We start from the raw sequence: 22,962 nt of genomic DNA on the forward strand, positions 1-22,962 counted from the left end.
TGTTGGACCGCCGCCGGGGGCGGGCCGCAGGCTCGGGGCATGCCGCAGAAGAACCCGCTCATGGCCGTGACCGGCAGCACCCTGGTCCTGACCACCCGCTCCCCCGCCGCCGCCCCTTCCCGTGCCCGCACCCGCGCCCCGGGCCCGTACCGGCGGCTGTTCGCCCTCCCCGGCACCCGCGGTTTCACCGCCGGGAACCTCATCGCCCGCCTCCCCATGGGCATGTTCGGGATCAGCGCCGTCCTGATGATCGCGGGCCAGCGCGGCTCGTACGCCCTCGCCGGCGCGGTCACCGCGACCGGCCTGGCGGCGACCGCCCTCGTCGCGCCGTGGACCGCCCGGCTGGTCGACCGGTACGGACAGGCCCGGGTCGCCCTGCCCGCCACCGCGATCGCGGTCCTCGGCTCGCTGTCCCTGGTCCTGTGCGTGCGTACGCAGGCTCCCGCCTGGACCCTGTTCGCCTCGTACGCGGCGACCGCCACCACCCCCAACATCGGCGGCATGTCCCGGGCCCGCTGGACGCACCTGCTGCCCCCGTCCTCGCACCACACGGCGATGTCCTTCGAACAGGCCGCCGACGAACTCTGCTACCTGCTCGGCCCGGTGGCGGCGGCCTTCCTGTGCACGGCCGTGTTCCCGGAGGCGGGCACCCTCGTCGGCGCGGTCCTGCTCCTGACCGGCATGACGGTGTTCACCGCGCACCGCGCCACCCAGCCGCCGCCCGCCGCCGCGCGGCCCGCCGCCGGCCCTTCCCTGCTGCGCCGGCTGCTGCCGCTGCTCGCCCTGTTCGTCGCCACCGGGGCCGTCTTCGGCTCGATGGAGGTCACCTCGATCGCGCACCTCGGAGCGCAGGGGCTCGGCGCCGCCACCGGACCCGTCCTCGCCCTCCAGGCGGCGGGCTCCTGCGCGGCCGGGCTGCTCTACGGCACCCGGCGCCCCCGGAGCCTGCGGACGTGCCTGCTCGCCCTGGCCGCGGCGATGGCGCTGCCCTGGGCCGCCGCCGGCGCCGGTTCCCTCGTCCTGCTGGGCTGCGCGCTGCTGCTGGCGGGCGCGGCGACGGCCCCGGCGATGGTCACCGCGATGGCCCTGGTCCAGCGGGCCACCCCGCGCGGGCGGCAGAACGAGGGCATGACCCTCGCCGTCACCGCCGTCCTCGGGGGCATCGCCGCCGGCTCGGCCACGGCCGGCCTGACCGTCGACCACTTCGGCACGACGGCGGCGTACGCGCTGCCCGCCGCGGCCGCCCTGCTGGCGCTCCTGGCCCTGCCGGCCGCCGTGGCGGGACGTTTTGATCCGGCGGCCGAGTGATCGTTCCCGCGTGGTACTCACCGCCGCCGCGCGGGATCGGCCATAACTGAGGGGTCTTCCCCCAGCGCCCTTCCCTTTGCGGAGGAACACCCCTTGCCTGCTTCCCGTTCCGTGCCCGCGGCCCTGTTCGTCGCGGCCGTCACCGCCAGCTGCCTGATGCCCGCCGCGCCGGCCCTGGCCGCCGACTCCTCGGACCTGCGCTTCTCCCAGCCGTACGTCCCCTCGATCGCCCCCGGCAAGACGGGCCGCGTCGTCATCGCGGCTTCGGGCGGGGCGGACGCCGTGCGCAGCAGCGTCTTCCGCATCACCGCTCCGGAGCGCACGACGTTCCCCGAGGCCCGCTTCTACTGGAACGGCCAGCGCGCGGGCGGTGCGTGCGAGCGCTCCTCTGACGCCCGACTGCTGACCTGCGACGCCGGAACCCGTGCGGGGTTCACCTTTCCGGCGAACACCCGGACCCGGCTCGCGGTGGCGCTGCGCGTGGACACGGACGCCCCGGAGGGCACCACGCTGGACGGGGGTGAGTGGGCGGCCGGTACCGAGGAGTCCGCGCTGTTCGCGGTGGCGACCCCGGTGACCGGCCCCAAGGGCGACGACGGCAAGCCCGGGCACGACGGCCGGCCGGGCCACGACGGCCCCCACGGCAAGCCGGGCCGCCCCGGCCCCCAGGGCGAGAAGGGCGAGCCGGGCGAGAAGGGGGACAAGGGCGACCGCGGCGAGGCCGGTACCCCCGGCCCGGCCGGCCCCCAGGGCCGCAAGGGCCCGAAGGGCGACCAGGGTCCCCAGGGCGCCCCGGGCGAACAGGGGCCCCAGGGACCCCGAGGTGACCAGGGCCCCCGGGGCGACCAGGGCCCCAAGGGTGACCAGGGCCCGTCCGGCGGCCTCCCGGGACCGAGGGGGGAGAAGGGCGAACGCGGCGAGAAGGGCGAGCCGGGCACCCGCGGCCCCGCCGGCCCCCAGGGCCGCAAGGGCGCCAAGGGCGACCAAGGCCCCGCCGGCCCCAAGGGCTCCAAGGGCCACCCCGGCCCGAAGGGCCCCCAGGGCGAACCCGGCCCGGCCGGCCCCCAGGGCCCGCAGGGCCCGAAGGGCGACACCGGCGGGCCCGGCAAGCCCGGCAAGCCCGGCACCTGCAAGAAGTGCGACGGCGGTCACGGTGACCACGGCGATCACGGTGGCCACGACGCCCCGAAGGCCCGCATCGTCTCCCCCGGCAAGGGCCTCGGCATCCGCTCCGGCCCCGGCACCCGGCACGCCCTGAAGGGCAAGGTCCCGACCGGCAAGGTCGTCGCCCTCCAGTGCAAGGTCAACGGCCAGAGCGTCGACGGCAATTCGATCTGGTACAAGCTCGCCGACGGCTCCGGCTGGATCGCCGCCCGCTACGCCCAGAACCTCAACAAGGTCCCGTTCTGCTGATCCCCGGCCCCGCCCGGACATGACGAAGGCCCCGCAGCAGGAGCTGCGGGGCCTTCGTCTACATGGGAAGAGTGGAGATGGCGGGAATCGAACCCGCGTCCAACGGTGCAGAAGCAGGGCTTCTCCGAGCGCATTCCGCTGCGCTTTTCTCAGCCCCGGAGATCACGCGGACAAGTCTCCGACGGGCTCAGTCACTGTTTGGTTTCCCTCCAACCCCCGTGACCGGGGCTAGAGGTTTAGATCCCTAATTGACGCCAGGATCCGGACCGGGACCACTTCCGGGCTGACGCTCCTCACAGAGGCTTCAGCTCACTGTTATTAGGCAGCGAGGGTGAAGCGGGAGTTATCGCTCTTGGAGTTGGCGATTATTGTTTGCGACATGTGGTTAGCGAGATCATTGCCGCTTCCTCGGCTCGCTTCCCCTGCATCGACATCCGCTGTCGAAACCGATCATCCCCATGTATACACACTGTTCAGTTGTGTCCTGCTCACCGTACCCACCCGCCGGAGCGGGAGGCACTGACGTCATGGTACGCGAAGCGGACCACTGCGTGCCAGGAGATTAAACCGTACCGCGCTGCTTGCGCCGGACCGCCGAGATCGCGCGGTTCGTCTCGCGGGTGTCCTGCTTCTCGCGCAGGGTCTGCCGCTTGTCGTACTCCTTCTTGCCCTTGGCGAGCGCGATCTCGACCTTCGCGCGACCGTCCTTGAAGTACAGGACGAGCGGCACGATCGTGTGACCCGACTCCTGCGACTTGCGGTCCAGCTTGTCGATCTCCTCCCGGTGCATGAGGAGCTTCCGCTTGCGCCGGGCGCTGTGGTTGGTCCAGGTCCCCTGGCTGTACTCGGGGACGTGCACGTTGTACAGCCACGCCTCGTTGCCCTCGACGGACACGAAGCCGTCCACCAGCGAGGCCCTGCCCTGGCGCAGGGACTTGACCTCGGTGCCCGTGAGCACGAGACCGCACTCGTAGGTGTCGAGGATCGTGTAGTCGTGCCGCGCCTTCTTGTTCTGGGCGATCAGCTTGCGCCCTGTTTCCTTAGCCATAGTGCGGTCATTTTCGCACTACGGACCCACCCCGCGGCCACCCAATACCGTGCGCGCCCGTTCCTCGGCCCCCTCGCGGGCCGGCAGGTCCGGGGTGATCCCGCCGCCGTCGAGGCTGCGGCCCGCCGGCGTGCGGTACGTGCCGACCGTCAGCTCCGCCACGGAGCCGTCCGGGAGCTCGGTGGGCATCTGCACCGAGCCCTTGCCGAAGGTGCGGGTGCCCACCGTCACCGCGCGGCCGCGGTCCTGGAGGGCGCCGGTGACCAGCTCGGCCGCGCTCATCGTGCCGGCGTCGACGAGGGTCACCACGGGCCGGCCGGTGTCCCCGCCCGGAGCGGCGTACAGGGCGCGCTCGGAGCCCCGTACGTCGTACGTCGCCACCAGCCCGCCGTCCAGGAAGGCGGAGGCCGCGGTCACCGCCTCGGTGACGAGCCCGCCCGGGTTGCCCCGCAGGTCCAGCATCACCCCGGCCCCGGCGGGGGCCTCGCGGACGGCGGCCTTGACCCGCTCGCCGGAGCCCCGGGTGAAGGAGGCGACCTTGATGACGGTGATCCCGTCCGGGAGGCGGCGTACGGTCACCGGGTCGGCGCGCAGCCGCTCCCGGCGGACGGTCTCCGTGAGGTCCACGCCGTCGCGGCTGAGGTGCAGCACCACCGGGGTGCCCGCCTCCCCGCGCAGCAGGGCCACGACGTCGGCGACGGCGAGGCCCGTGACGCCCTGGCCGTCGACGCTCAGCAGCCGGTCGCCGGCGCGCAGGCGGGCCCGGTCGGCGGGGCTGCCGGGCTGGACGCGGTCGATCCGGATGCGGCCGTCCCGGTCGCGGTCGGCCCACAGGCCGACTCCGGTCCAGCGGCCGTCGAGGTCCTCGGCGAAGGCCGCGTACTCGCCCCGGTCGTAGACGGTGCCCCAGCGGTCCCCGCTGCGGCTGACGACCTCCTGGGCGGCCTTCTTGCCCGACTTGCCCTCGGCGACGGCCTCGGCGGCGGCGCGGGCGACGGCTTCCCGGTCGGCGGTGCCGGGCTCCCGGGGCTGCTCGGGGGAGGCGGCGGGCGCGGGAACGTGCGTACGGGCGAGGGTTCCGGCGTCCGCGACGTCCCAGCATCCGGTGCTCGCGGCGGCGGCGACGGACGTCAGGAACACCAACGTCAAGACGGCCCCGCGACGCTGGTCGCGGGGCCGGAGACAGTGAGCGGGCAGACCCGGCATGGCGCCGAGTCTAGGACAAGCCCCGCTGCGGTACGGAGGGTTGGCCGTACCGCACACGGGGCGCTTGTCACACCTTCAGGTACTTGCGCAACGCGATGAAGGCGGCCAGAGAGGGCATGAGCAGGCCGATGACCAGCACCAGCGGCAGCTTGGTGACGACGGCGTCCCAGCCGATGAAGTTGATCAGTTCGAGCTTGTCGCGGAGCGCGGCCCCGTGGTCGATCACGAAGTACTGGCCGGCTCCGAGCATCACGCAGGCGAGGGCGGCGCCGATGAGGCCCGCGACGGCCGCTTCCATGATGAACGGCACCTGGATGTAGAAGCTGGAGGCGCCGACGAGACGCATGATGCCCGTCTCCCGCCTACGGCTGAAGGCCGAGACGCGCACCGTGTTGACGATCAGCAGCAGTGCCACGATCAGCATGATCAGCATGATGCCGAGGGCGGCCCAGTTGAGGTAGCCGAGCAGCTTGAAGAGGTTGTCGAGCTGCGAGCTCTGGTCGGCGACGGACTGGACCCCGTCGCGGCCGGTGAAGGCGGAGGTGATGACCTCGTACTTCTCCGGGTTCTTCAGCTTGACGCGGAAGGAGTCGGGCATCTGGTCGGGGGTGACGACCGAGGCGAGCGCCGTGTGCCCGAAGCGTTCCTTGTAGTGCTTGTAGGCCTCGTCGGAGGACTCGTAGATGACGTTCTGGACGAGGTCCATCTTCTTGAGCTCGGTCTCGATGCCCTGCCGCTGCTCGGGGGTCACGGCCCCCTTGGAGCAGGCGCGGGGCGAGCCGACCGCGTCCGAGGCGCCGCCCGCGGCGGGGGCGCCGGCCGTGACGTTCCCGGCCGCTTCCAGGGCGTCGTTCTTGGTGCAGAGGTAGACGGTGACGTTGACCTTGTCGTACCAGTACCCCTTCATCGCGCTGACCTGGTCGCGCATGAGCAGGGAGCCACCGAACAGGGCCAGCGACAGGGCCACGGAGATGATGACCGCGAAGGTCATGGTGAGATTGCGACGGAGACCGACGCCGATCTCCGACATGACGAACTGGGCGCGCATGGCGTCCTTTCAGTGCTGGTAGCCGTAGACGCCGCGCGACTGGTCGCGTACGAGCCGGCCCTGTTCGAGTTCGATGACGCGCTTGCGCATCTGGTCCACGATCTGCTGGTCGTGCGTCGCCATGATCACGGTGGTGCCGGTCCGGTTGATCCGGTCCAGCAGTTTCATGATCCCGACGGAGGTCTGCGGGTCGAGGTTGCCCGTGGGCTCGTCCGCGATCAGCAGGGCGGGGCGGTTGACGAAGGCGCGGGCGATGGCCACGCGCTGCTGCTCGCCGCCGGACAGCTCGCCGGGCATCCGGCCCTCCTTGCCGCCCAGGCCGACGAGCTCCAGTACCTGCGGGACGGCCTTGCGGATCTCGCCGCGCGGTTTGCCGATGACCTCCTGCGCGAAGGCGACGTTCTCGGCGACCGTCTTGTTGGGCAGGAGACGGAAGTCCTGGAAGACGGTCCCCAGCTGGCGCCGCATGTGCGGGACCTTCCAGTTGGAGAGCTTGGCGAGGTCCTTGCCCAAGACGTGCACCTGGCCGTGACTGGCCCGTTCCTCGCGCAGGACCAGCCGCAGGAAGGTGGACTTGCCGGAGCCGGAGGAGCCGACCAGGAAGACGAACTCGCCCTTGGCGATGTCCAGGGAGACATCTCTGAGTGCGGGGCGGTTCTGCTTCGGGTAGGACTTGGAGACGTTGTCGAATCGGATCACGGGTGCACCACGGGGTCGCCGGGAGTAGGTGTGCGTGACCATACGCGAACGGACGGTGGGTGTGGACCCGCCAACCGCAGTTGCCCGAATTATCCCGGGTGCCCGCGCAGCCGGACCGGGATTGCCCGACGGGCCGCGCCGAATGCCGTCGGAGCTGGCACAGTGGTAGGGGGAACGGACTCGGTCCCCATGCCGTTGTACGAGGGGACGAGAGGAGGAGCGCATGACATATGACCGGCTCGTGTGCGCGAACTGCGCCGCGCCCGTCAGCCAGGGCCGCTGCCCGGTGTGCCGGGCGAACCGGGCTCGCCTCCAGCAGCAGGAGGGCCCCTTCGCCGGCCTGAATCCGGTGGCACTCATCGCGCTTCTGGTGGTGCTGGTGGCAGCGCTGGCGCTGGCGGCGCAGACCGCGTAGCCGCGGCACGTCCCGATCACACGGAATGGGGAAGGGCCCGGACACCTTGGGGTGTCCGGGCCCTTCCTTCGATCAGTTCGTGATCACGCGGTCAGTTCGTGATCACGCGCCTTACGCGGTCTGCTCCTGCTGCTTGCGCCAGCGGATGCCCGCCTCCAGGAAGCCGTCGATCTCGCCGTCGAGGACCGCCTGCGGGTTGCCGACCTCGAACTCCGTCCGCAGGTCCTTGACCATCTGGTACGGGTGCAGGACGTAGGACCGCATCTGGTTGCCCCAGGAGCTTCCGCCGTCCTTGAGGGCGTCCATCTTGGCCTGCTCCTCCTGGCGGCGCCGCTCCAGCAGCTTGGCCTGGAGCACGTTCATCGCGCTGGCCTTGTTCTGGATCTGCGAGCGCTCGTTCTGGCAGGAGACGACGATGCCGGTCGGCAGGTGCGTGATGCGCACCGCCGAGTCGGTCGTGTTGACGCCCTGGCCGCCGGGGCCGGAGGCGCGGTACACGTCGATGCGCAGCTCGCCCTCGTCGATCTCGACGTGGTCGCTGGACTCGACGACCGGGAGCACCTCGACGCCCGCGAAGGAGGTCTGGCGGCGGCCCTGGTTGTCGAAGGGCGAGATCCGGACGAGCCGGTGGGTGCCCTGTTCGACGGAGAGGGTGCCGTAGGCGTAGGGGGCCTTGACGACGAAGGTGGTCGACTTGATGCCGGCCTCTTCCGCGTACGAGGTCTCGTACACCTCGGTCGCGTAGCCGTGGCGCTCGGCCCAGCGCAGGTACATGCGCTGGAGGCGTTCGGCGAAGTCGGAGGCGTCGACGCCGCCGGCCTCGGCACGGATGTTGACCAGGGCCTCGCGCTCGGCGTACTCGCCGGAGAGCAGGGTCCGGACCTCCATCTCGTCCAGCGCCTTGCGCACGGAGACCAGCTCGGTCTCGGCCTCGGCGAGGGTGTCCGCGTCGTCCATTTCCTGGGCGAGCTCGAACAGCACCGCGAGGTCGTCGATGCGCCCGCGCAGGTTCTCGGTCTTGCGGACCTCGGCCTGGAGGTGCGAAAGCTTGCTCGTGATCTTCTGGGCGGCTTCCGGGTCGTCCCACAGGGACGGCGCGGCGGCCTGCTCCTCGAGCACGGCGATATCTGCCCTCAGCTTGTCGAGGTCCAGGACGGCCTCGATCGACCCCATGGTCGAGGAGAGGGACTTCAGCTCTTCGGATACATCGACAACTGCCACGGGTCCAGCCTAGCCGGTCCCCGGACGGCGCTCTCCGGTCAGGCCGGATCAGCCCGTACGGAGAGGGGTGGGTACGGGCGTACGCTCCTCATATGACTGTTCTACTCGTGAAGCGCCGCCATGTGGACCACATGCGTGTCACCACGACGAGCTGTCTGCCGCCGGACCTCGCACGAGCCTGATCCACCCCGATCCGACTTCGGTCCTGTACGCGGCCTCGCGGTCCCGGCGCCATCCCTGCCGGCCGGCCGCTCCCTCCGCCTGCCCCGCCATCTCTGGGGCACAGGACCCTGTGACATCCGAAACGGAGCCGTCATGCCGTCCGCGCACCCCTCCTCCTCCCTGGCCGTGATCGACCTCTCCCGGGCCGACGACCCCGCGGAGCGGGGCGACTTCCTGAAGCAGCTGCACGCCGCCGCCCGCGACACCGGGTTCCTGTACCTGACCGGCCACGGGATCAGTGAGTCGGAAACCGCCCGGATCCTGGAGCTGACCCGGGCCTTCTTCGCCCTCCCGGAAGCCGACAGGCTGGCCGTGAGCAATCTGAACTCCCCGCACTTCCGGGGCTACACCCGCATCGGCCACGAGCTGACGGGCGGCGCCTCCGACTGGCGGGACCAGCTGGACGTGGGCGCGGAACGGCCCGCTCCGCAGGTGGGCCCGGGGGATCCGGCGTACCTGTGGCTGGAGGGGCCCAACCAGTGGCCGGCCGCCCTGCCGGAGCTGCGGGACGTGGTCCTGGAGTGGCAGTCACGGCTCGCGGCGGTGGCCCACCGGCTGCTGCGGGAGCTGCTGGCCTCGATCGGCGCGGACCCTGGCTTCTTCGACGCGGCCTTCGCGGACCGCCCGCACCTGCACACGAAGCTGATCCGCTACCCCGGCTCCGCCCCGTCGGGGGCCGGGCAGGGCGTCGGCGCGCACAAGGACTACGGCTTCCTGACCCTGCTCCTCCAGGACGGGGTGGGCGGGCTCCAGGTGGTGCGGGACGGCGGCTACGTCGAGATCCCGCCGATGCCGGGGGCCTTCGTGGTCAACCTGGGCGAGCTGCTGGAGATCGCGACGGAGGGCTACCTGGTGGCGACCGACCACCGGGTGGTGAGCCCGCCGGGCGCGGTGGAGCGGTTCTCGGTGCCGTTCTTCTACAACCCGCGGCTGGAGTACGAGGTGGAGACGGTCCCCGGGGACTACCTCCGCGCGGCCCCGGGCGTGGCCCACGACGCGTCGAACCCGCTGCACGCGGAGTACGGCCGCAACGAGCTGAAGGGCTGGGTACGCGCCCATCCGACGGTGGCCCGCCGCTGGCACCCGGAGCTGATCACGGCCTGACCGGCGACACGGCCGGCGAACGCGCGAGCCGGACCCCGCCGGGCGGACGGGACCTCGCCTCTAGGGGCGGGCCGGGGCGGAGCGCTTGCCGTCCTGCGGCGGCGGGGTGCCCTCGTCGCCGCCGGACACGGCGAGCCAGCTGCCGAGGCCGACCGCCGCGACGAGCGCCACGGCGGAGGCGGACATCACCAGCCTCCGCTTCCGCGCGGCCTCGGCCCGGTGCCGGGCGGACCCGGGCCGGTGTCCCCCGGCGGGACGCGGGACGCGGGCGGTGCCCAGCGCGCCGCCCGCCAGCTCGTCGGGGCCGGGCACCCGCATGGAGGTGTGGGTGTCGCGGTTGGAGTCCGTCGCGGAGCCCGGGACCAGCGGGACCACGCCCCGCCGCCGGACCGGGTCGGCCGGCAGGTCCTCCGCCTCCGGTTCCTCCGGTTCGGCGTCGTCCGGTTCGTCCACGTCCAGCGGGGGCATGCCGGCCAGCATCGGCAGCAGGTCCCGCAGCCGGGCCGAGAGTTCCGAGGCGCGCAGCCGGGACGCGGGGGCCTTCGCCAGGCACTGGACCATCAGCTGCCACAGCTCGTCCGGGATCCCGGGCAGCGGGACCACGGTCTCCGTGACGTGCCGGCGCAGCACCGCGCCCGGGTGCCCGCCGCCGAAGGGGGTGAACCCGGCGAGGAGCTCGTACAGGACCGTGGCCAGGGCGTATATGTCGACGGCCGCCCGCGGGGGCAGGCCCTCGACGATCTCGGGAGCCAGGTAGTCGGGGGTGCCGATGATCCGGGTCGTCGGGGCCGAGGCCCGGGTCCCGGGCCCGCCGGAAGCCCGCCGCGGGGAGTCGATGAGCTTGGCCACGCCGAAGTCGGTGAGCAGCGCCGGGTGCGCGCCGCCGGGGCCGAGCGGGCCCTGCATGTCGAGGAGGACGTTCTCGGGCTTGACGTCGCGGTGGACCACGCCCGCCGCGTGCGCGGCGGCCAGGGCGTCCGCGACGTCCGCGACGATGGCCACGGCCGCCTCGGGGGCGAGGCGCCGCTCGCGGTCGAGGCGGGTGCGCAGGTCCGTGCCGCGGACGAGGTCCATGACGAGGGCGAGGTCGTTGCCGTCGACGACGAGGTCGCGGACGGAGACGACGTGCGGGTGTTCCAGGCCGAGCAGCGCGCTGCGCTCCTGTACGAACCGTCCGACGAGTTCCTGGTCGGACGCGAGGTCCTCGCGCAGCAGTTTGACGGCGACGGGCCCGTCAGGCCCCTCGCCCAGCCACACCGTGCCCGCGCTGCCGCGCCCCAGGATCTGGTGCGCGGTGTACCGGCTGCCGATCTTCCGTGCCACGACTGCTCCCTCAGCGGCTGGCGTACCGCACCAAAGCTACGCGGCCGAATGGGGGTTGGGCGCTCCGGATCGCGGCGACCTTCACTTCTGCGGGCGAAATCACGTCCCGGATGTCGACAAATCCATGAAGTCGGCGCTACGGGTGGCCGGCGGAGCGCCCGCGGGGCTCCGCCGGACCGTCAGGTCCTGGGCGCCGTCAGGACCCGGATCCGCTTCCGGAGCCGCCGACGCTGGAGACCCAGTCGGCGGCGCCGGAGCCCCAGGTCCACACCTGGTCCCACCAGCCGCGGCCGGTGCCGACCCATTCCTGGAGCGGGGTGAGCTCCCAGACCAGCCAGCCCGCCACGAAGAACAGCAGGATCATGACGAGGCAGCCCTTGAGGCAGCCGAGTCCGGGGATCCGTACCGGGTTGGCGCTGCGGCGGCGCGGCTCCCGCGGTTCGCGCGGGGGACGCGGGGCCCGCTGCTGCGGCGGCGGGGCCTGCGGCGGCTGCTGCTGGGGCTGGTGCTGCTGCGGCGGGGCCTGGCGGTACTGGGGCTGCTGCGGCTGCTGGTACTGCTGAGGCGGCGGCTGCGGCTGGTACTGCTGGGGCTGGTGCTGCGGCGGCTGCTGGTACTGCTGCGGCGGCTGCGACTGCTGCTGGTAGTGCTGCGGCGGCGGGGCCTGCCGGTACTGGGGAGGCTGCTGCGGCTGCTGCGGCGGGCGGGGCTGGTGCTGCGGGGGCGGCGGGGCCTGGCGCTGCGGGCGGCGGCGCAGCGGGTCCTCGCTCGGGTCGAGGTAGTGCATCTGCGTCTGCTCGTTGCGGTCGCGGACGGCCCGCATCTGCGACTGCCACGGGTGCGGCGCGTCCGGCTGCTGCACGGGCGGCATGACCGAGGTCGCCTCGGCGGCGGGCGCCCCGGTGCTGGGCAGCACGGTGGTGGCCTCGGCCCCGCCGATCGGCGGCATCACGCTGGTCATGGCGTTCGGGTCGTACGCGCCCTGCGGCCCGGCCGGCGCCTGCCCGGGGCCGACGGCTCCGGGCGTCGCCGGGACCGGCGCGGGCGAGGGGTCGGGGGCGAGCAGGGCGCCGACGCCGAGGGCGGCCTCCACCTCGGCGGGCGAGGAGTGCACGCCGATGCCGGAGGCGACCACGCGCAGGCCACGGGCCAGGCTCTCGGCGCTGGGGCGCTCGTCGGGCTCCTTGCGCAGGCAGTGCTCGATGACGGTCCAGACCGGCTCGGGCAGGGTCGGGGGCCGCTGCGGCTCCTCGCTCAGGTGGCGGTGGAGCACTTCGAGCGCGGTGCCGCCCGCGAACGGCGGCCGCCCGGTGACCAGCTCGTACAGGAGGATGCCGGCGCCGTAGATGTCGACGGCGGAGGTCTGCGGACGCCCCTCGGCGGACTCGGGGGCCACGTAGGCGGGGGTGCCGACGAACTCGTGGGTGCGGGTCAGGCCCGGGGAGTCCGCGAGGCGCGCGATGCCGAAGTCGGTGAGCATCGGCCGCATCTGGCCGTTGCTCTCGTCGAGCAGCACGTTGGCCGGTTTCAGGTCGCGGTGGACGACTCCGTCGGCGTGGCTGGCGGCGAGCGCGTCCGCGATCTGGGCGGTCAGCAGGCTCGCGGCGACCGGGCTGAAGGGGCCGTTCGCGCGGAGGTACTTGTGCAGGTCGGGACCGTCGATCAGGTCCATGACCAGGGCCAGCAGGTCGCCCTCGACGACGAGGTCGCGCGTGCGCACGATGTTGGGGTGCGTCAGGCGCAGCAGGACGGAGCGCTCGCGCAGGAAGCGCATGACGATGTCCGCGTCCTGGGCCAGCTCCTCCTTGAGGACCTTGATGGCCACGGTCTCGCCGGGCTGCCCGGCGACGGCTGCCTCCGCACCGGCGGTCTCCCGCTGGCGGGCACGCCAGACAGTGCCCGTGGCGCCGCGTCCGAGCGGCTCCTCGAGCAGGTACTTGCTGCCGACTGGCCGCACGTCTCGCGCTCCCCTGCTGTCGTCTGTTCCGTCTGTTCCGGTGCTCCGGTTTTCAGGTCGCCCCGGAGTTCTCGGCTGATTCCGCTGTACGGGTTTCGGCCCCAACTCTAGGGGGTGTCCCCGGGGAAGACGCGGGGCGGCGAAGGTTGGTTGCCGCACATATGTACGAAGGGTGAGGTATACGGGGTATGCCGGGGGCGTTTTCCCTCGGATTTCCTCCGGCGGCCTGTCCGGATTTGTTCGCCGATCGCACCCCTGCGGACCGATCAAGATCATTTGTTGCCGGGTGCCGGGCGTGTTGTGTGTGACAGGTGCGAGGATGCACCCGTACGGAACGGCACGGGACGGGAGCCCTGCCTTCCGGCATACCTGACCGGACGACGCGTCCGTGCCGGGTGGGGGGTGATCGGGCAGGCATGTCCCGCCGTTCCCCCTGCCGGGCGCACGCACCGTGCACTGCGCTCCGCGCAGAAGGGACCGCTGACGGCGATGCAGATCCGGCTGACCGTCCTTGGGTCGCGCAGCGGCCACCAGAGCGCCACCGCGCCGGCCAGTGGTGACGTACTCGTCACCGCGCCCGCCGGTACCCCGCTGGCCGCGGTCGCCTCCGGGCTGGCCGCGACCGCGGGCGGCCCCGACACCGGCGGCACGGTCGTGCTGTACGCCGGTTCGCAGCGGCTCGACCCGCAACGGGCCGTCCTCGGCGAGCCCCCGCTGGTGGACGGGGCGGTACTGGCCCTGCACACGCCGCTGCCGGACTCCGACGCCCTGCCCGGCGACGGCCCCGACGCCCCGCAGCTGCACGTGGTGGCCGGCCCGGACGCGGGCGGGGTGCACCTGCTGCACCCCGGATCGGTACGGATCGGGCGCTCGGCGGACGCGGACGTGCCGCTGGACGACCCGGACGTGTCACGGCTGCACTGCACGGTGACCGTGCGGGCGGACGGGCGGGTGGCGGTGGCCGACCTCGGCTCCACGAACGGCACGACGCTGGACGGCACGCCCGTGGGGGCCCGGCCGGTCGCGCTGACGCCGGGCGCCCTGCTGCGGATCGGCGAGTCGACGCTGCGGCTGGCCCCGGGCGGTACGGAGTCCCTGACCGTGGTCCCGGACCTGGAGGGCCACCTGTCCCTGCCGGACGCCTCCGGCGGGGTCGCGGGAGGCACGGGCGGGACCGGCACGAGCCCTTCCGGCGGGCACCCGGCACCGGGCACGGGCGAAGCCCGCAGACCCGGCACGGGCGACTCCGGCTGGAACACGGCCCCGGGCACGGGCGGCACGTCCGGCGGACCCGCGCCTGCGGGCGCGGGCGGGCGCGGGGACACGGGCACGGGTGCGTACGGCGACCGCGCGGCGCCGGGCACGGGCCGCGCCGGGGAGCCGGGTTCCGGCGACTCCGGCTGGAACGCCGCCCCGGGCGGGGTACGGGAGCGCGGTGCGGGTGTCTCCGGCCGGGAGCCGGTCCTGGGCAGGGGCGCGGCCCGCGAAGGCGACCCGGGGGCCTCCGGTGCCGGGCCGGGCGCGGGTTCCGGCCCGGGGCCGGATGCGGGATCCGGCGCGGGCGCGGGCTCCGGCGCGGGCAGTCTCCCCGCGGGCGCGGCGCCGCGTACGGCGGCCCCCGCCGGGGGCACGTACCCCGCCCCGGGTGCGGCGGCCGGAACGGGTGCCCGCCCCGGCTCGGATCCGGCCGCCGGCGTGGACCCCGACTCCGGTGCCGCTTCCGGCTCCCACGAGGACCCCGACCGGCGGGCCGGCGGAGCCAGACGGCGCGGCATCGGCGCCTGGGCCCGCAAGTGGGTCCGCGGGGAGGAGGCCGAGCCGGAGCCGGTGGTGGAGCCGCAGGCCCCGGTGGCGGCGGTGCCCGACGCCGACGACCCTGCCGCGCTGCTGCTGGCCGCGCTCGGGCCGACCGGGCGGCTGTGGTCGCGCGGGGCCGGGCATCCCCGGCTGCTGGAGGTGGGGCTCGGCGCCGGGAGCAGGATCGCGCTGCGTGACACCGGCTCGCTCGGCATCGCCGGGCCGCGGGCGCGGCTGACCGGGGTGGCGCGTTCGGTGGTGGCCCAGCTCGCCGCGCTGCACGCGCCGGGCCGGCTGGAGATCGTACTGATCGCGGCCGACCGCGCCCGCCCCGTCCAGGAACGCCGCCGCGACTGGGCCTGGCTGGGCTGGCTGCCCCACGTACGGCCCGCGCACGGGCAGGACTGCCGGCTGCTGCTGGCCTACGACCGCGACCAGGCCGCCGCCCGGACCGGTGAGCTGACCCGGCGGCTGGACGACAGCCCGCTCGGCACGAACTGGGCCGCCGCGGACCCGGCCGCCGTCCGGGAGGCGGCGCGCGCGTACGAGGGGCCCCGCACGGTCGTCGTGCTCGACGGCGATCCCGGCGCGGGCGCCCTGCGCGACGTCACCGGACGACTGGCCTCGCACGGGCCGGCCGCCGGGATCCACCTCCTGGCCCTCGCGGACGCTCCGGCGGCGACGCCCGCCTCCCCGGTGGCCGCCACGTACGAGAGCGCCTGCGCGGCCACGCCCGCCTTCCGGGACTGCGCCGCGGCCGCCCTGCTCAGCGGGGACGTCGCCACCGCGGTACGGACCTTCGCGGTCAGCGGCGGCCGGCCGGTGGCGCCGGGCGCGGCCGCCGTCGCCGACGCCGTCTCCGCCGCGTGGGCGGAGCGGTTCGCCCGGGCCCTGGCCCCGCTGCGCGCGGACGCGCCGGGCGGCGACGGCGGGTACCGGCCGGCCGCCGCCACCCTGCCCGCGACCGCGCGGCTGCTGGACGAGCTGGGGCTGGCCCGGGCCACCCCGGCCTCCCTCATGGCCCGTTGGGCCGCCGCCACCGACCAGGGGCAGGGGGTCGGCGGGCTCGCCGAGATCGTCCTGGGCGCCGGCCGGCGCGGGCCGGTCGGCGCGGAGCTGGTCCACGACGGCCCGCACCTCCTCGTGGAGGGCCCCGCCGGGAGCGGCCGGACGGAGCTGCTGCGTTCCCTCGCCGCGTCCCTGTCGGCGGCCGCCCGCCCCGACCGGCTGGCCCTGCTCCTCCTCGACGGCGCCGGCGGCGAGCGCGGCGACGGCCTCCTGCCCTGTACGGAACTCCCGCACGTGTCGGCCCATTTGGTGGCGTCCGATCCGGTGCGCATGCGGGAGTTCGCGCAGGCCCTCGGCGCCGAGCTGAAGCGCCGCCACGAGCTGCTGGACGGCGTGCCCTTCGCGGAGTGGCACGCGCGCCTGGCGGTGTCCGAACGGATGGTGTCCCCGCGCCGGCCCGCGACGGGCGAGCAGCACGGCGACCTGGATCCCCCGCGCAGCGGCACGCTGCGGCTGCGGGCCTCGGCGCCGCGGACGGACCCGGCGGCCGGTCCGAGTCCGCTGCCGCGGCTGGTGGTGCTGGTCGACGACTTCGACGCGCTGGTGGCTCCCGGTCTGGGCAGTACGGGCCGTCCGGCGGCCGGTTCGGTGGTGCGGGTCCTGGAGGCGGTGGCCCGCGAAGGCGCCCGGCTCGGGGTGCACCTGATCGCGGCCAGTGCCCGCCCGGACCGTACGGCGGACACCGAGCCGGCCCGGGCGGCGACGCTGCGGGTCGAGCTCGGCGCGCCCGACCAGCCGGGCCCGGGGCGCGGCCTGCTCCGGTACGCCGACGGCCGGGCGGTGCCCTTCCAGGGCGGCCGGGTCACGGGCCGGATCCCGCGGACGGCGACCTTGAGGCCGACCGTGGTCCCGGTGGAGTGGGACCGGATGGGCGACCCGCCGGCCCGCCGGCCGGTGCGGGAGCTGGGCAACGGCCCGACCGACCTCGCGCTCCTGGCGAGCGCCCTGGAACGCGCCTCCCACCTGGTGTCGGCGGTGCCGGTGCTGTTCCCGCCGGCTCCCTGACGTCCGCCCCGGCCCGGGCGGCGCCCCCGTGACGCGGTATTGCGGGGGTGGGCGGGGCGGCGTAGACCTTGTGGCACGGGACACACCACCAAAGCCACACGGCATCGGGGGCGACACCATGCGAGGACAGCGGGGACGGCGGAGTCCGGAGCGGCCGAAAGGTCTTGCGTACGGCGGGACTTGGGCCGCGCTGGTAGCGGCGGGGGCGCTGGCCCTCACCGGCTGCGGGGACGGGAAGGATCCGGAGTCCGATCCCCCGCAGGGTTCGCGGCCGTCCGCCTCCCGCGTGGAACTGCCGAAGCTGCCCGGCGAGAAGCTGGAGGTCGCGGCGGTGTGGACGGGCCCGGAACAGGCCAACTTCACCAAGGTGCTGAAGGAGTTCGAGAAGCGGACGGGCGCGACCGTCACCTTCGTCCCGGCCCAGGACCCGATCGTCACCTTCCTCGGTACGAAGATCGCGGGTGGTGCCCCGCCGGACGTGGCGCTGCTGCCGCAGGTCGGGGCGCTGACGGCGGCGGTGCAGAACAAGTGGGCGCAGCCGGTCGGTCCGGAGGCGAAGGCGCAGCTGGACGCGAACTACTCGGCGGGCTGGAAGGACCTCGGCGCGGTCGGCGGGACCCAGTACGGGGTCTACTACAAGGCGGCCAACAAGTCGCTGATCTGGTACAACGCGAAGGCGTTCGAGGCGGCGGGCGTCACCGCGCCCAAGACGTGGAAGGAGCTGATCGCGGCGGCGGACACCCTGTCCGCGTCCGGTACTCCGGCGGTCTCGGTGGCGGGGGCGGACGGCTGGACGCTGACGGACTGGTTCGAGAACGTCTACCTGTCCCAGGCGGGCCCGCAGAAGTACGACCAGCTCGCCAAGCACGAGCTGAAGTGGACGGACGACAGCGTGAAACAGGCGCTGACGACGCTCGGCGAGCTGTTCGGGCGCAAGGACTTCCTGGCGGGCGGACAGAGCGGGGCGCTGGCGACGGAGTTCCCGAAGTCGGTGACGCAGACGTTCACGGGTGGGGACCGGCCGGCGTCGGCGATGGTCTTCGAGGGCGACTTCGTGGCGGTGAACATCGGGCAGACGGAGGCGAAGGTCGGCGAGGACGCCCTCGTGTTCCCGTTCCCGGCGGTGGGCGCGAAGGCGCCGGTGGTGTCGGGCGGTGACGTGGCGGTGGCGCTGAAGCCGTCGAAGGGCGCGCAGGCGCTGCTGACGTTCCTGGCCTCGCCGGACGCGGCGGAGATCCAGGCCCGCGAGGGCGGTTTCGTGTCCCCGAACAAGGCCGTGGACCCGGCCGCGTATCCGAACGACATCCAGCGGGGCATCGCGAAGGCGCTGATCGCGGCGGGCGACGACTTCCGCTTCGACATGTCGGACCAGGCTCCGGCGGCCTTCGGCGGTACGCCGGGCTCGGGCGAGTGGAAGGCGCTCCAGGACTTCCTGGCGAACCCGTCGGACGTGGCGGGGGCCCAGGCGAAACTGGAGGCGGAAGCGGCCAGGGCCTACGGGAACTGATCCCGTGGCGGCCACGGCTTCGCGGAAGTCGGCCGAGGCCCGGCGCCGTCGCCTCGTGGCGGCGGCGTTCCTCCTGCCGGCCCTCGTCCTGCTGGGTGCGCTCGTCGTGCACCCCATCGGCTACTCCGTCTACCGCAGCTTCTTCGACCGCTCCGGCGACTCCTTCGTCGGCGGGGCGAACTTCCGGGAGATACTCGGTGACGACACGATCCGTACGGCGCTGACGAACACGGCGCTGTGGGTGGTGCTCGCTCCGACGACGGCCACCGCCCTCGGTCTGATCTTCGCGGTGCTGACCGAACGGGTGCGCTGGGGAACGGCGTTCAAGCTGCTGGTGTTCATGCCGATGGCGATCTCGATGCTGGCGGCGGGGATCATCTTCCGGCTGGTCTACGACCACGACCCGGACCGGGGGGTGGCCAACGCGGTCTGGGTGGGGGTGCACGACACCTTCGCGGAGTCCTCGGCGTTCCCGCGGGCCCGCCCGGGCCGGGACTCCCCGCTGGAGCCCGCCGAGGGGGGCGCCTTCGTGACGCGCGGTCCGGTACGGGCGGGGGTGCCGGTGCTGCTCCCGCTGGTCGGGGTGGCTCCGCAGGACCTGCCCGAGGGGACGCGCACGGCCGAGGCGGCCGGCTCCGCTCCGGGAAAGGTCACCGGCACGGTGTGGCAGGACTTCACCCGCGGCGGGGGCGGTACGACGAACACCGTGGACCCCTCCGAGTCGGCGTTCGCCGGGATGCGGGTCGAGGCGGTGAAGGACGGCAGGGTGGTGGAGTCGGCGACGACCCGCGCCGACGGCACGTTCGCGCTGTCCGCGAAGGCGGACGGGGCGCTGCTGCGGCTGCCCGCCGGGAACTTCCGGGAGGCGTACGCGGGGGTGGAGTGGCTGGGCCCGGCGCTGGTCACCCCGGCGGTGATCGGGGCGTACGTGTGGATGTGGGCGGGGTTCGCGATGGTGCTGATCGGGGCCGGGCTGGCCGCCGTGCCGCGCGAGCTGCTGGAGGCGGCCCGGGTGGACGGGGCGAGCGAGTGGCAGGTGTTCCGGCGGATCACGGTGCCGCTGCTGGGGCCGGTGCTCGCGGTGGTGCTGGTCACCTTGGTCATCAACGTCATGAAGGTGTTCGACCTGGTCTTCGTGATCGCTCCGGGTGCGGTCCAGGACGACGCGAACGTGCTCGCGCTCCAGCTGTACCGGACCTCGTTCGGGACGGATGCCGATCCGGGGCTGGGCAGCGCCATCGCCGTCCTGCTGCTGGTGCTGGTGGTGCCGGTGATGCTGGTGAACATCCGCAGGCTGCGGAAGGAGAGGTCCCGATGAGCGCCACGGCGGGTACGCGGGGTACGTCGTGGGGGCGGGCGGCCGCCGCGCGGGTGGCGTCGGGGGCGGTGCGGGTCTTCCTGGTCCTCGTCGGCCTGTTCTGGCTGCTGCCCACGCTGGGGCTGCTGCTGTCCTCGTTCCTGTCGCCGGGGGACCTGAACCGGGGCGGCTGGTGGCAGGTGCTGACCGAGCCGTCGCGGCTGACGGCGTCGAACTACGCGCGGCTGCTGGAGAACGACACGATCACGGGTTCGCTGCTGAGCACGGTGGCGATCGCGGTCCCGGCGACCCTGCTGGTCCTGGTGCTGGGCGCGTTCGCCGGGTACGCCTTCGCCTGGCTGGAATTCCCGGGCCGGGACTGGCTGTTCCTGGTCGTCGTCGGCCTGCTGGTGGTTCCCGTGCAGGTGGCGCTGATCCCGGTGTCCGAACTCTTCGGGGCCGTGGGCCTGTTCGAGACGACGGCGGGCGTGGTGCTGTTCCACACCGCCTTCGGCCTGCCCTTCGCGGTCTTCCTGCTGCGGAACTTCTTCGCGGAGATCCCGCGCGAACTGCTGGAGGCCGCGCGGCTCGACGGCGCCGGCGAACTGCGGCTGTTCGCGCGGGTGGTGCTGCCGCTCGGCGGTCCGGCGCTCGCCTCGCTCGGCATCTTCCAGTTCCTGTGGGTGTGGAACGACATGCTGGTGGCGCTGGTCTTCGCGGACTCGGCGCACCCGCCGGTCACGGTGGCGCTCCAGCAGCAGGTACGGCAGTTCGGGAACAACATCGACGTCCTGGCTCCCGGGGCGTTCCTGTCGATGGTGGTGCCGCTCGTCGTGTTCTTCGCGTTCCAGCGGCAGTTCGTGACGGGGGTGATGGCCGGCGCGGTCAAGTGAGCACCGCTCGTGATCACGGTGTTGACGTGCGGCGTTGACGCTGGGTAACCCGAATGCCACACCCTGCGTAACCCGATCGCCGCGCGCGCGGTTCCTGGGCAACATGCCCACGCCGACCCCTGGATGTCCCGTGCCCCGGTTCAGCGTCATCGTGCCCGCGTACAAGGTTCAGGCGTACCTCCAGGAGAGTCTGGATTCGGTCCTGAGCCAGTCGTACGCGGATCTGGAACTGATCGCGGTCGACGACGCCTCCCCGGACGCCTGCGGTTCGATCATCGACGAGTACGCGGCCCGCGACCCCCGGGTCACGGCCGTGCACCTGGCGCACAACCTGGGCCTGGGCCCGGCCCGCAACGCGGGTCTGGCCCGGGCCACCGGCGACTACCTGGTCTTCCTCGACGGCGACGACACCCTGGCCCCCGGCGCCCTCCAGGCCGTCACCGACCGGCTGAAGGCCACCGGCTCCCCCGACGTCCTCGTCTACGACTACGCGCGCACCTTCTGGACGGGCGAGCTGGTGCGCAACCGGCTCGCGCACCGCCTCTCCGAGGAGGGCCCGGCCAGCTTCCGCCTCGCGGACCGCCCGGCCCTGCTCGGCATGCTGATGGTGGTGTGGAACAAGGCGTACCGCCGCGAGTACGTGGAGCGCGAGGGCCTCGCGTTCCCGCCCGGCTTCTACGAGGACACCCCGTGGACCTATCCGGCGCTCCTGGCCGCGGAGTCGGTGGCCGTCCTCGACCGGGTCTGCGTGCACTACCGCCAGCGCCGCACCGGCTCGATCCTCACCACCTCCAGCCGCCGCCACCTCGACATCTTCGACCAGTACGAGCGGGTCTTCGGCTACCTGGCCACCCGCCCCGAACTGGAGCGCTGGCGCCCCGCCGTGCAGCGGCGGATGGCCGAGCACTTCTGCGCCCTGTACGCCGATCCGCGCCGCCTCCCGCGCGCCGCCCGCGCCGAGTTCTTCGCGCGGGCCTCGGCCCTGCTGCGGCGCCACCGGACGCTCGCCGGTCCGGGCGGGCAGCCGCTGTCGCCGAGCCGCACCGACCGGCTGCGGCACTCCCTGATGCGGCTGGGGGTCCGGCGCACGTACCGCGTCCTGTCGGTGCTGCGCTCGGCCGCCCTCGCCGCCGGCGGCGGGGCCCTCGTCCTGGGCCGGGGCCTGCGCGAAAGCGCCCTGCGGCTGCACTACCGCGTCCAGCGGCTGCTGCCGCTGCGCCCGGAGCTGGCCGTCTTCTCCGCGTACTGGCACGGCGGTTACGCCTGCAATCCGGCGGCGATCGAGGCGAAGCTGCGCGAACTGGCCCCGCGGATGCGCACGGCCTGGATCTGCGACCCCCGGCACGCGGCGACGCTCCCGCCCGAGACCACCGCGCTGCGTCCGGGCTCCGCCGCGTACTGGACGGCCCTGGCCCGGGCCACCTACCTGACCTCGAACGTGAACTTCGACCGCGCCCTGGTCAAGCGCCCGGGCCAGATCCTGGTGCAGACCCAGCACGGCACCCCGCTCAAGCGGGTCGGCCTGGACCTCCAGGACCGCCCGGCGGCGACCCCGACGACCGATTTCGCCGGGCTGCTGCGCGGCGCCGACCAGTGGGACTACCTGCTCTCCGCGAACCGGCACTCCACCCTCGTCTGGGAGAAGGCCCTGCCGTCCTCGTACACGACGCTGGAGTACGGCTACCCGCGCAACGACGCCTTCCACCACGCCACCCGGTCCGACGTCCTCGAACTGCGCGAGCGCCTGGGCATCCCCCCGGGTTCCACCGCGATCCTGTACGCGCCGACCCACCGGGACTACCGGCGCAGCCGCCCCGACCACCTGGACTTCGAGCGGGTCCTGCGCGATCTGGGCCCGCGCTTCACGCTGCTGACCCGCACCCACCTCACGTACGCGGACACCGACCCGGCGTGGGAGCCGCACCCCCGGCTGATCGACGTCTCCGCGCACCCCTCGGTGGAGGAGCTCTGCCTCGCGTCCGACGCGCTCGTCACCGACTACTCGTCCCTGATGTTCGACTACGCGGCCCTGGACCGGCCGATCGTCATCCACGCGGACGACTGGGAGGCGTACGAGGCCGCCCGCGGCACCTACTTCGACCTGCGGGCGTGCCCGCCGGGCGCGATCGCGCGCACCGAGGACGAGCTCGTGGACATCTTCGCCACCGGCCACTGGCAGGGCTCCCGCTCGGCCCAGCTGCGCGCGGCGTTCCGCTCGCGGTTCTGTTCCCACGACGACGGCCACGCGGCCGAGCGCGTCGTACGCCGCGTCTTCCTCGGGCAGTCCGCCCCGCTCCCGGCGGTCGTCCCGCTGGAGGAGCGCCGCCCGGCGCCCGCGGCCCCGTCCCCGACGCCGGCCCCGGAGCCGACCCTGGCGGCCCACCGGTACGCGTACTGAGCCGGCCGGCGGCCCGCCCGGACGGCCCGGCCC

Annotated in this window: 16 protein-coding genes and 1 other RNA gene; 9 read left to right on the forward strand and 8 right to left on the reverse strand. The window is 73.8% G+C overall.

Annotation, left to right across the window (positions count from 1 at the left end):
- Positions 1 to 39: 39 nt before the first annotated feature.
- Both AC07B0_RS27260 and AC07B0_RS27265 read left to right on the forward strand, forming a co-directional pair.
- Positions 40 to 1,308: an MFS transporter gene (locus AC07B0_RS27260; protein ID WP_478899099.1), complete on the forward strand. Its 1,269-nt coding sequence runs from the start codon at positions 40 to 42 to the stop codon at positions 1,306 to 1,308.
- A 93-nt stretch (positions 1,309 to 1,401) separates the two neighbouring features.
- The gene (locus AC07B0_RS27265; protein ID WP_478899100.1) at positions 1,402 to 2,721 is read left to right on the forward strand and encodes an SH3 domain-containing protein; all 1,320 of its coding nucleotides are present in this window, start codon (positions 1,402 to 1,404) and stop codon (positions 2,719 to 2,721) included.
- A gap of 69 nt (positions 2,722 to 2,790) precedes the next feature.
- Here the strand turns inward: AC07B0_RS27265 and ssrA are convergent.
- From ssrA to ftsE, 5 genes are all read right to left on the reverse strand, one after another.
- Positions 2,791 to 3,179, reverse strand: a transfer-messenger RNA (tmRNA) gene (gene ssrA / locus AC07B0_RS27270).
- 104 nt (positions 3,180 to 3,283) lie between these two features.
- On the reverse strand, positions 3,284 to 3,769 hold the full coding sequence (gene smpB / locus AC07B0_RS27275; RefSeq protein ID WP_356875229.1) for an SsrA-binding protein SmpB: 486 nt from the start codon (positions 3,767 to 3,769) through the stop codon (positions 3,284 to 3,286).
- An 18-nt stretch (positions 3,770 to 3,787) separates the two neighbouring features.
- Positions 3,788 to 4,975, reverse strand: coding sequence for a S41 family peptidase (locus AC07B0_RS27280; protein ID WP_478899101.1), 1,188 nt, complete (start codon positions 4,973 to 4,975; stop codon positions 3,788 to 3,790).
- Between the two features lie 67 nt (positions 4,976 to 5,042).
- The gene (gene ftsX / locus AC07B0_RS27285) at positions 5,043 to 6,023 is read right to left on the reverse strand and encodes a permease-like cell division protein FtsX (protein WP_356875225.1); all 981 of its coding nucleotides are present in this window, start codon (positions 6,021 to 6,023) and stop codon (positions 5,043 to 5,045) included.
- Positions 6,024 to 6,032: 9 nt separating this feature from the next.
- Positions 6,033 to 6,722, reverse strand: a complete 690-nt coding sequence (ftsE, locus tag AC07B0_RS27290; RefSeq protein ID WP_030240478.1) for a cell division ATP-binding protein FtsE — start codon at positions 6,720 to 6,722, stop codon at positions 6,033 to 6,035.
- A 223-nt stretch (positions 6,723 to 6,945) separates the two neighbouring features.
- Between ftsE and AC07B0_RS27295 the strand changes: the two genes are divergently transcribed.
- Positions 6,946 to 7,137 carry a hypothetical protein gene (locus AC07B0_RS27295; protein WP_469381317.1) on the forward strand — a complete coding sequence of 64 codons (192 nt, stop codon included), beginning with the start codon at positions 6,946 to 6,948 and terminating at the stop codon, positions 7,135 to 7,137.
- 111 nt (positions 7,138 to 7,248) lie between these two features.
- Here the strand turns inward: AC07B0_RS27295 and prfB are convergent, their stop codons facing one another.
- A complete protein-coding gene (prfB, locus tag AC07B0_RS27300; protein WP_356875220.1) occupies positions 7,249 to 8,358 on the reverse strand; it encodes a peptide chain release factor 2 in 1,110 nt (369 codons plus the stop codon).
- A 315-nt stretch (positions 8,359 to 8,673) separates the two neighbouring features.
- On the opposite strand from prfB, the gene AC07B0_RS27305 reads away from it, so the two are divergent.
- Positions 8,674 to 9,684: an isopenicillin N synthase family dioxygenase gene (locus AC07B0_RS27305; protein WP_356875218.1), complete on the forward strand. Its 1,011-nt coding sequence runs from the start codon at positions 8,674 to 8,676 to the stop codon at positions 9,682 to 9,684.
- A 60-nt stretch (positions 9,685 to 9,744) separates the two neighbouring features.
- Here the strand turns inward: AC07B0_RS27305 and AC07B0_RS27310 are convergent, their stop codons facing one another.
- The gene (locus AC07B0_RS27310) at positions 9,745 to 11,007 is read right to left on the reverse strand and encodes a serine/threonine-protein kinase (RefSeq protein WP_356882590.1); all 1,263 of its coding nucleotides are present in this window, start codon (positions 11,005 to 11,007) and stop codon (positions 9,745 to 9,747) included.
- Positions 11,008 to 11,203: 196 nt separating this feature from the next.
- The gene (locus AC07B0_RS27315) at positions 11,204 to 12,964 is read right to left on the reverse strand and encodes a serine/threonine-protein kinase (protein WP_478899102.1); all 1,761 of its coding nucleotides are present in this window, start codon (positions 12,962 to 12,964) and stop codon (positions 11,204 to 11,206) included.
- 489 nt (positions 12,965 to 13,453) lie between these two features.
- Between AC07B0_RS27315 and AC07B0_RS27320 the strand changes: the two genes are divergently transcribed.
- The 5 genes from AC07B0_RS27320 (at position 13,454) to AC07B0_RS27340 (ending at position 22,929) form a co-directional block, all read left to right on the forward strand.
- Positions 13,454 to 16,834, forward strand: coding sequence for an FHA domain-containing protein (locus tag AC07B0_RS27320; RefSeq protein WP_478899103.1), 3,381 nt, complete (start codon positions 13,454 to 13,456; stop codon positions 16,832 to 16,834).
- Positions 16,835 to 16,952: 118 nt separating this feature from the next.
- On the forward strand, positions 16,953 to 18,341 hold the full coding sequence (locus AC07B0_RS27325) for an ABC transporter substrate-binding protein (protein WP_478899104.1): 1,389 nt from the start codon (positions 16,953 to 16,955) through the stop codon (positions 18,339 to 18,341).
- Positions 18,342 to 18,345: 4 nt separating this feature from the next.
- Positions 18,346 to 19,659, forward strand: a complete 1,314-nt coding sequence (locus AC07B0_RS27330; protein WP_356882584.1) for a carbohydrate ABC transporter permease — start codon at positions 18,346 to 18,348, stop codon at positions 19,657 to 19,659.
- Positions 19,656 to 20,531 carry a carbohydrate ABC transporter permease gene (locus tag AC07B0_RS27335; protein ID WP_356882582.1) on the forward strand — a complete coding sequence of 292 codons (876 nt, stop codon included), beginning with the start codon at positions 19,656 to 19,658 and terminating at the stop codon, positions 20,529 to 20,531. The genes AC07B0_RS27330 and AC07B0_RS27335 overlap by 4 nt, the downstream gene beginning before the upstream one ends.
- Before the next feature lie 130 nt (positions 20,532 to 20,661).
- A complete protein-coding gene (locus AC07B0_RS27340; protein ID WP_478864393.1) occupies positions 20,662 to 22,929 on the forward strand; it encodes a bifunctional glycosyltransferase/CDP-glycerol:glycerophosphate glycerophosphotransferase in 2,268 nt (755 codons plus the stop codon).
- Positions 22,930 to 22,962: the final 33 nt, after the last annotated feature.

This window comes from Streptomyces sp. NPDC044704 (genome assembly GCF_056433525.1).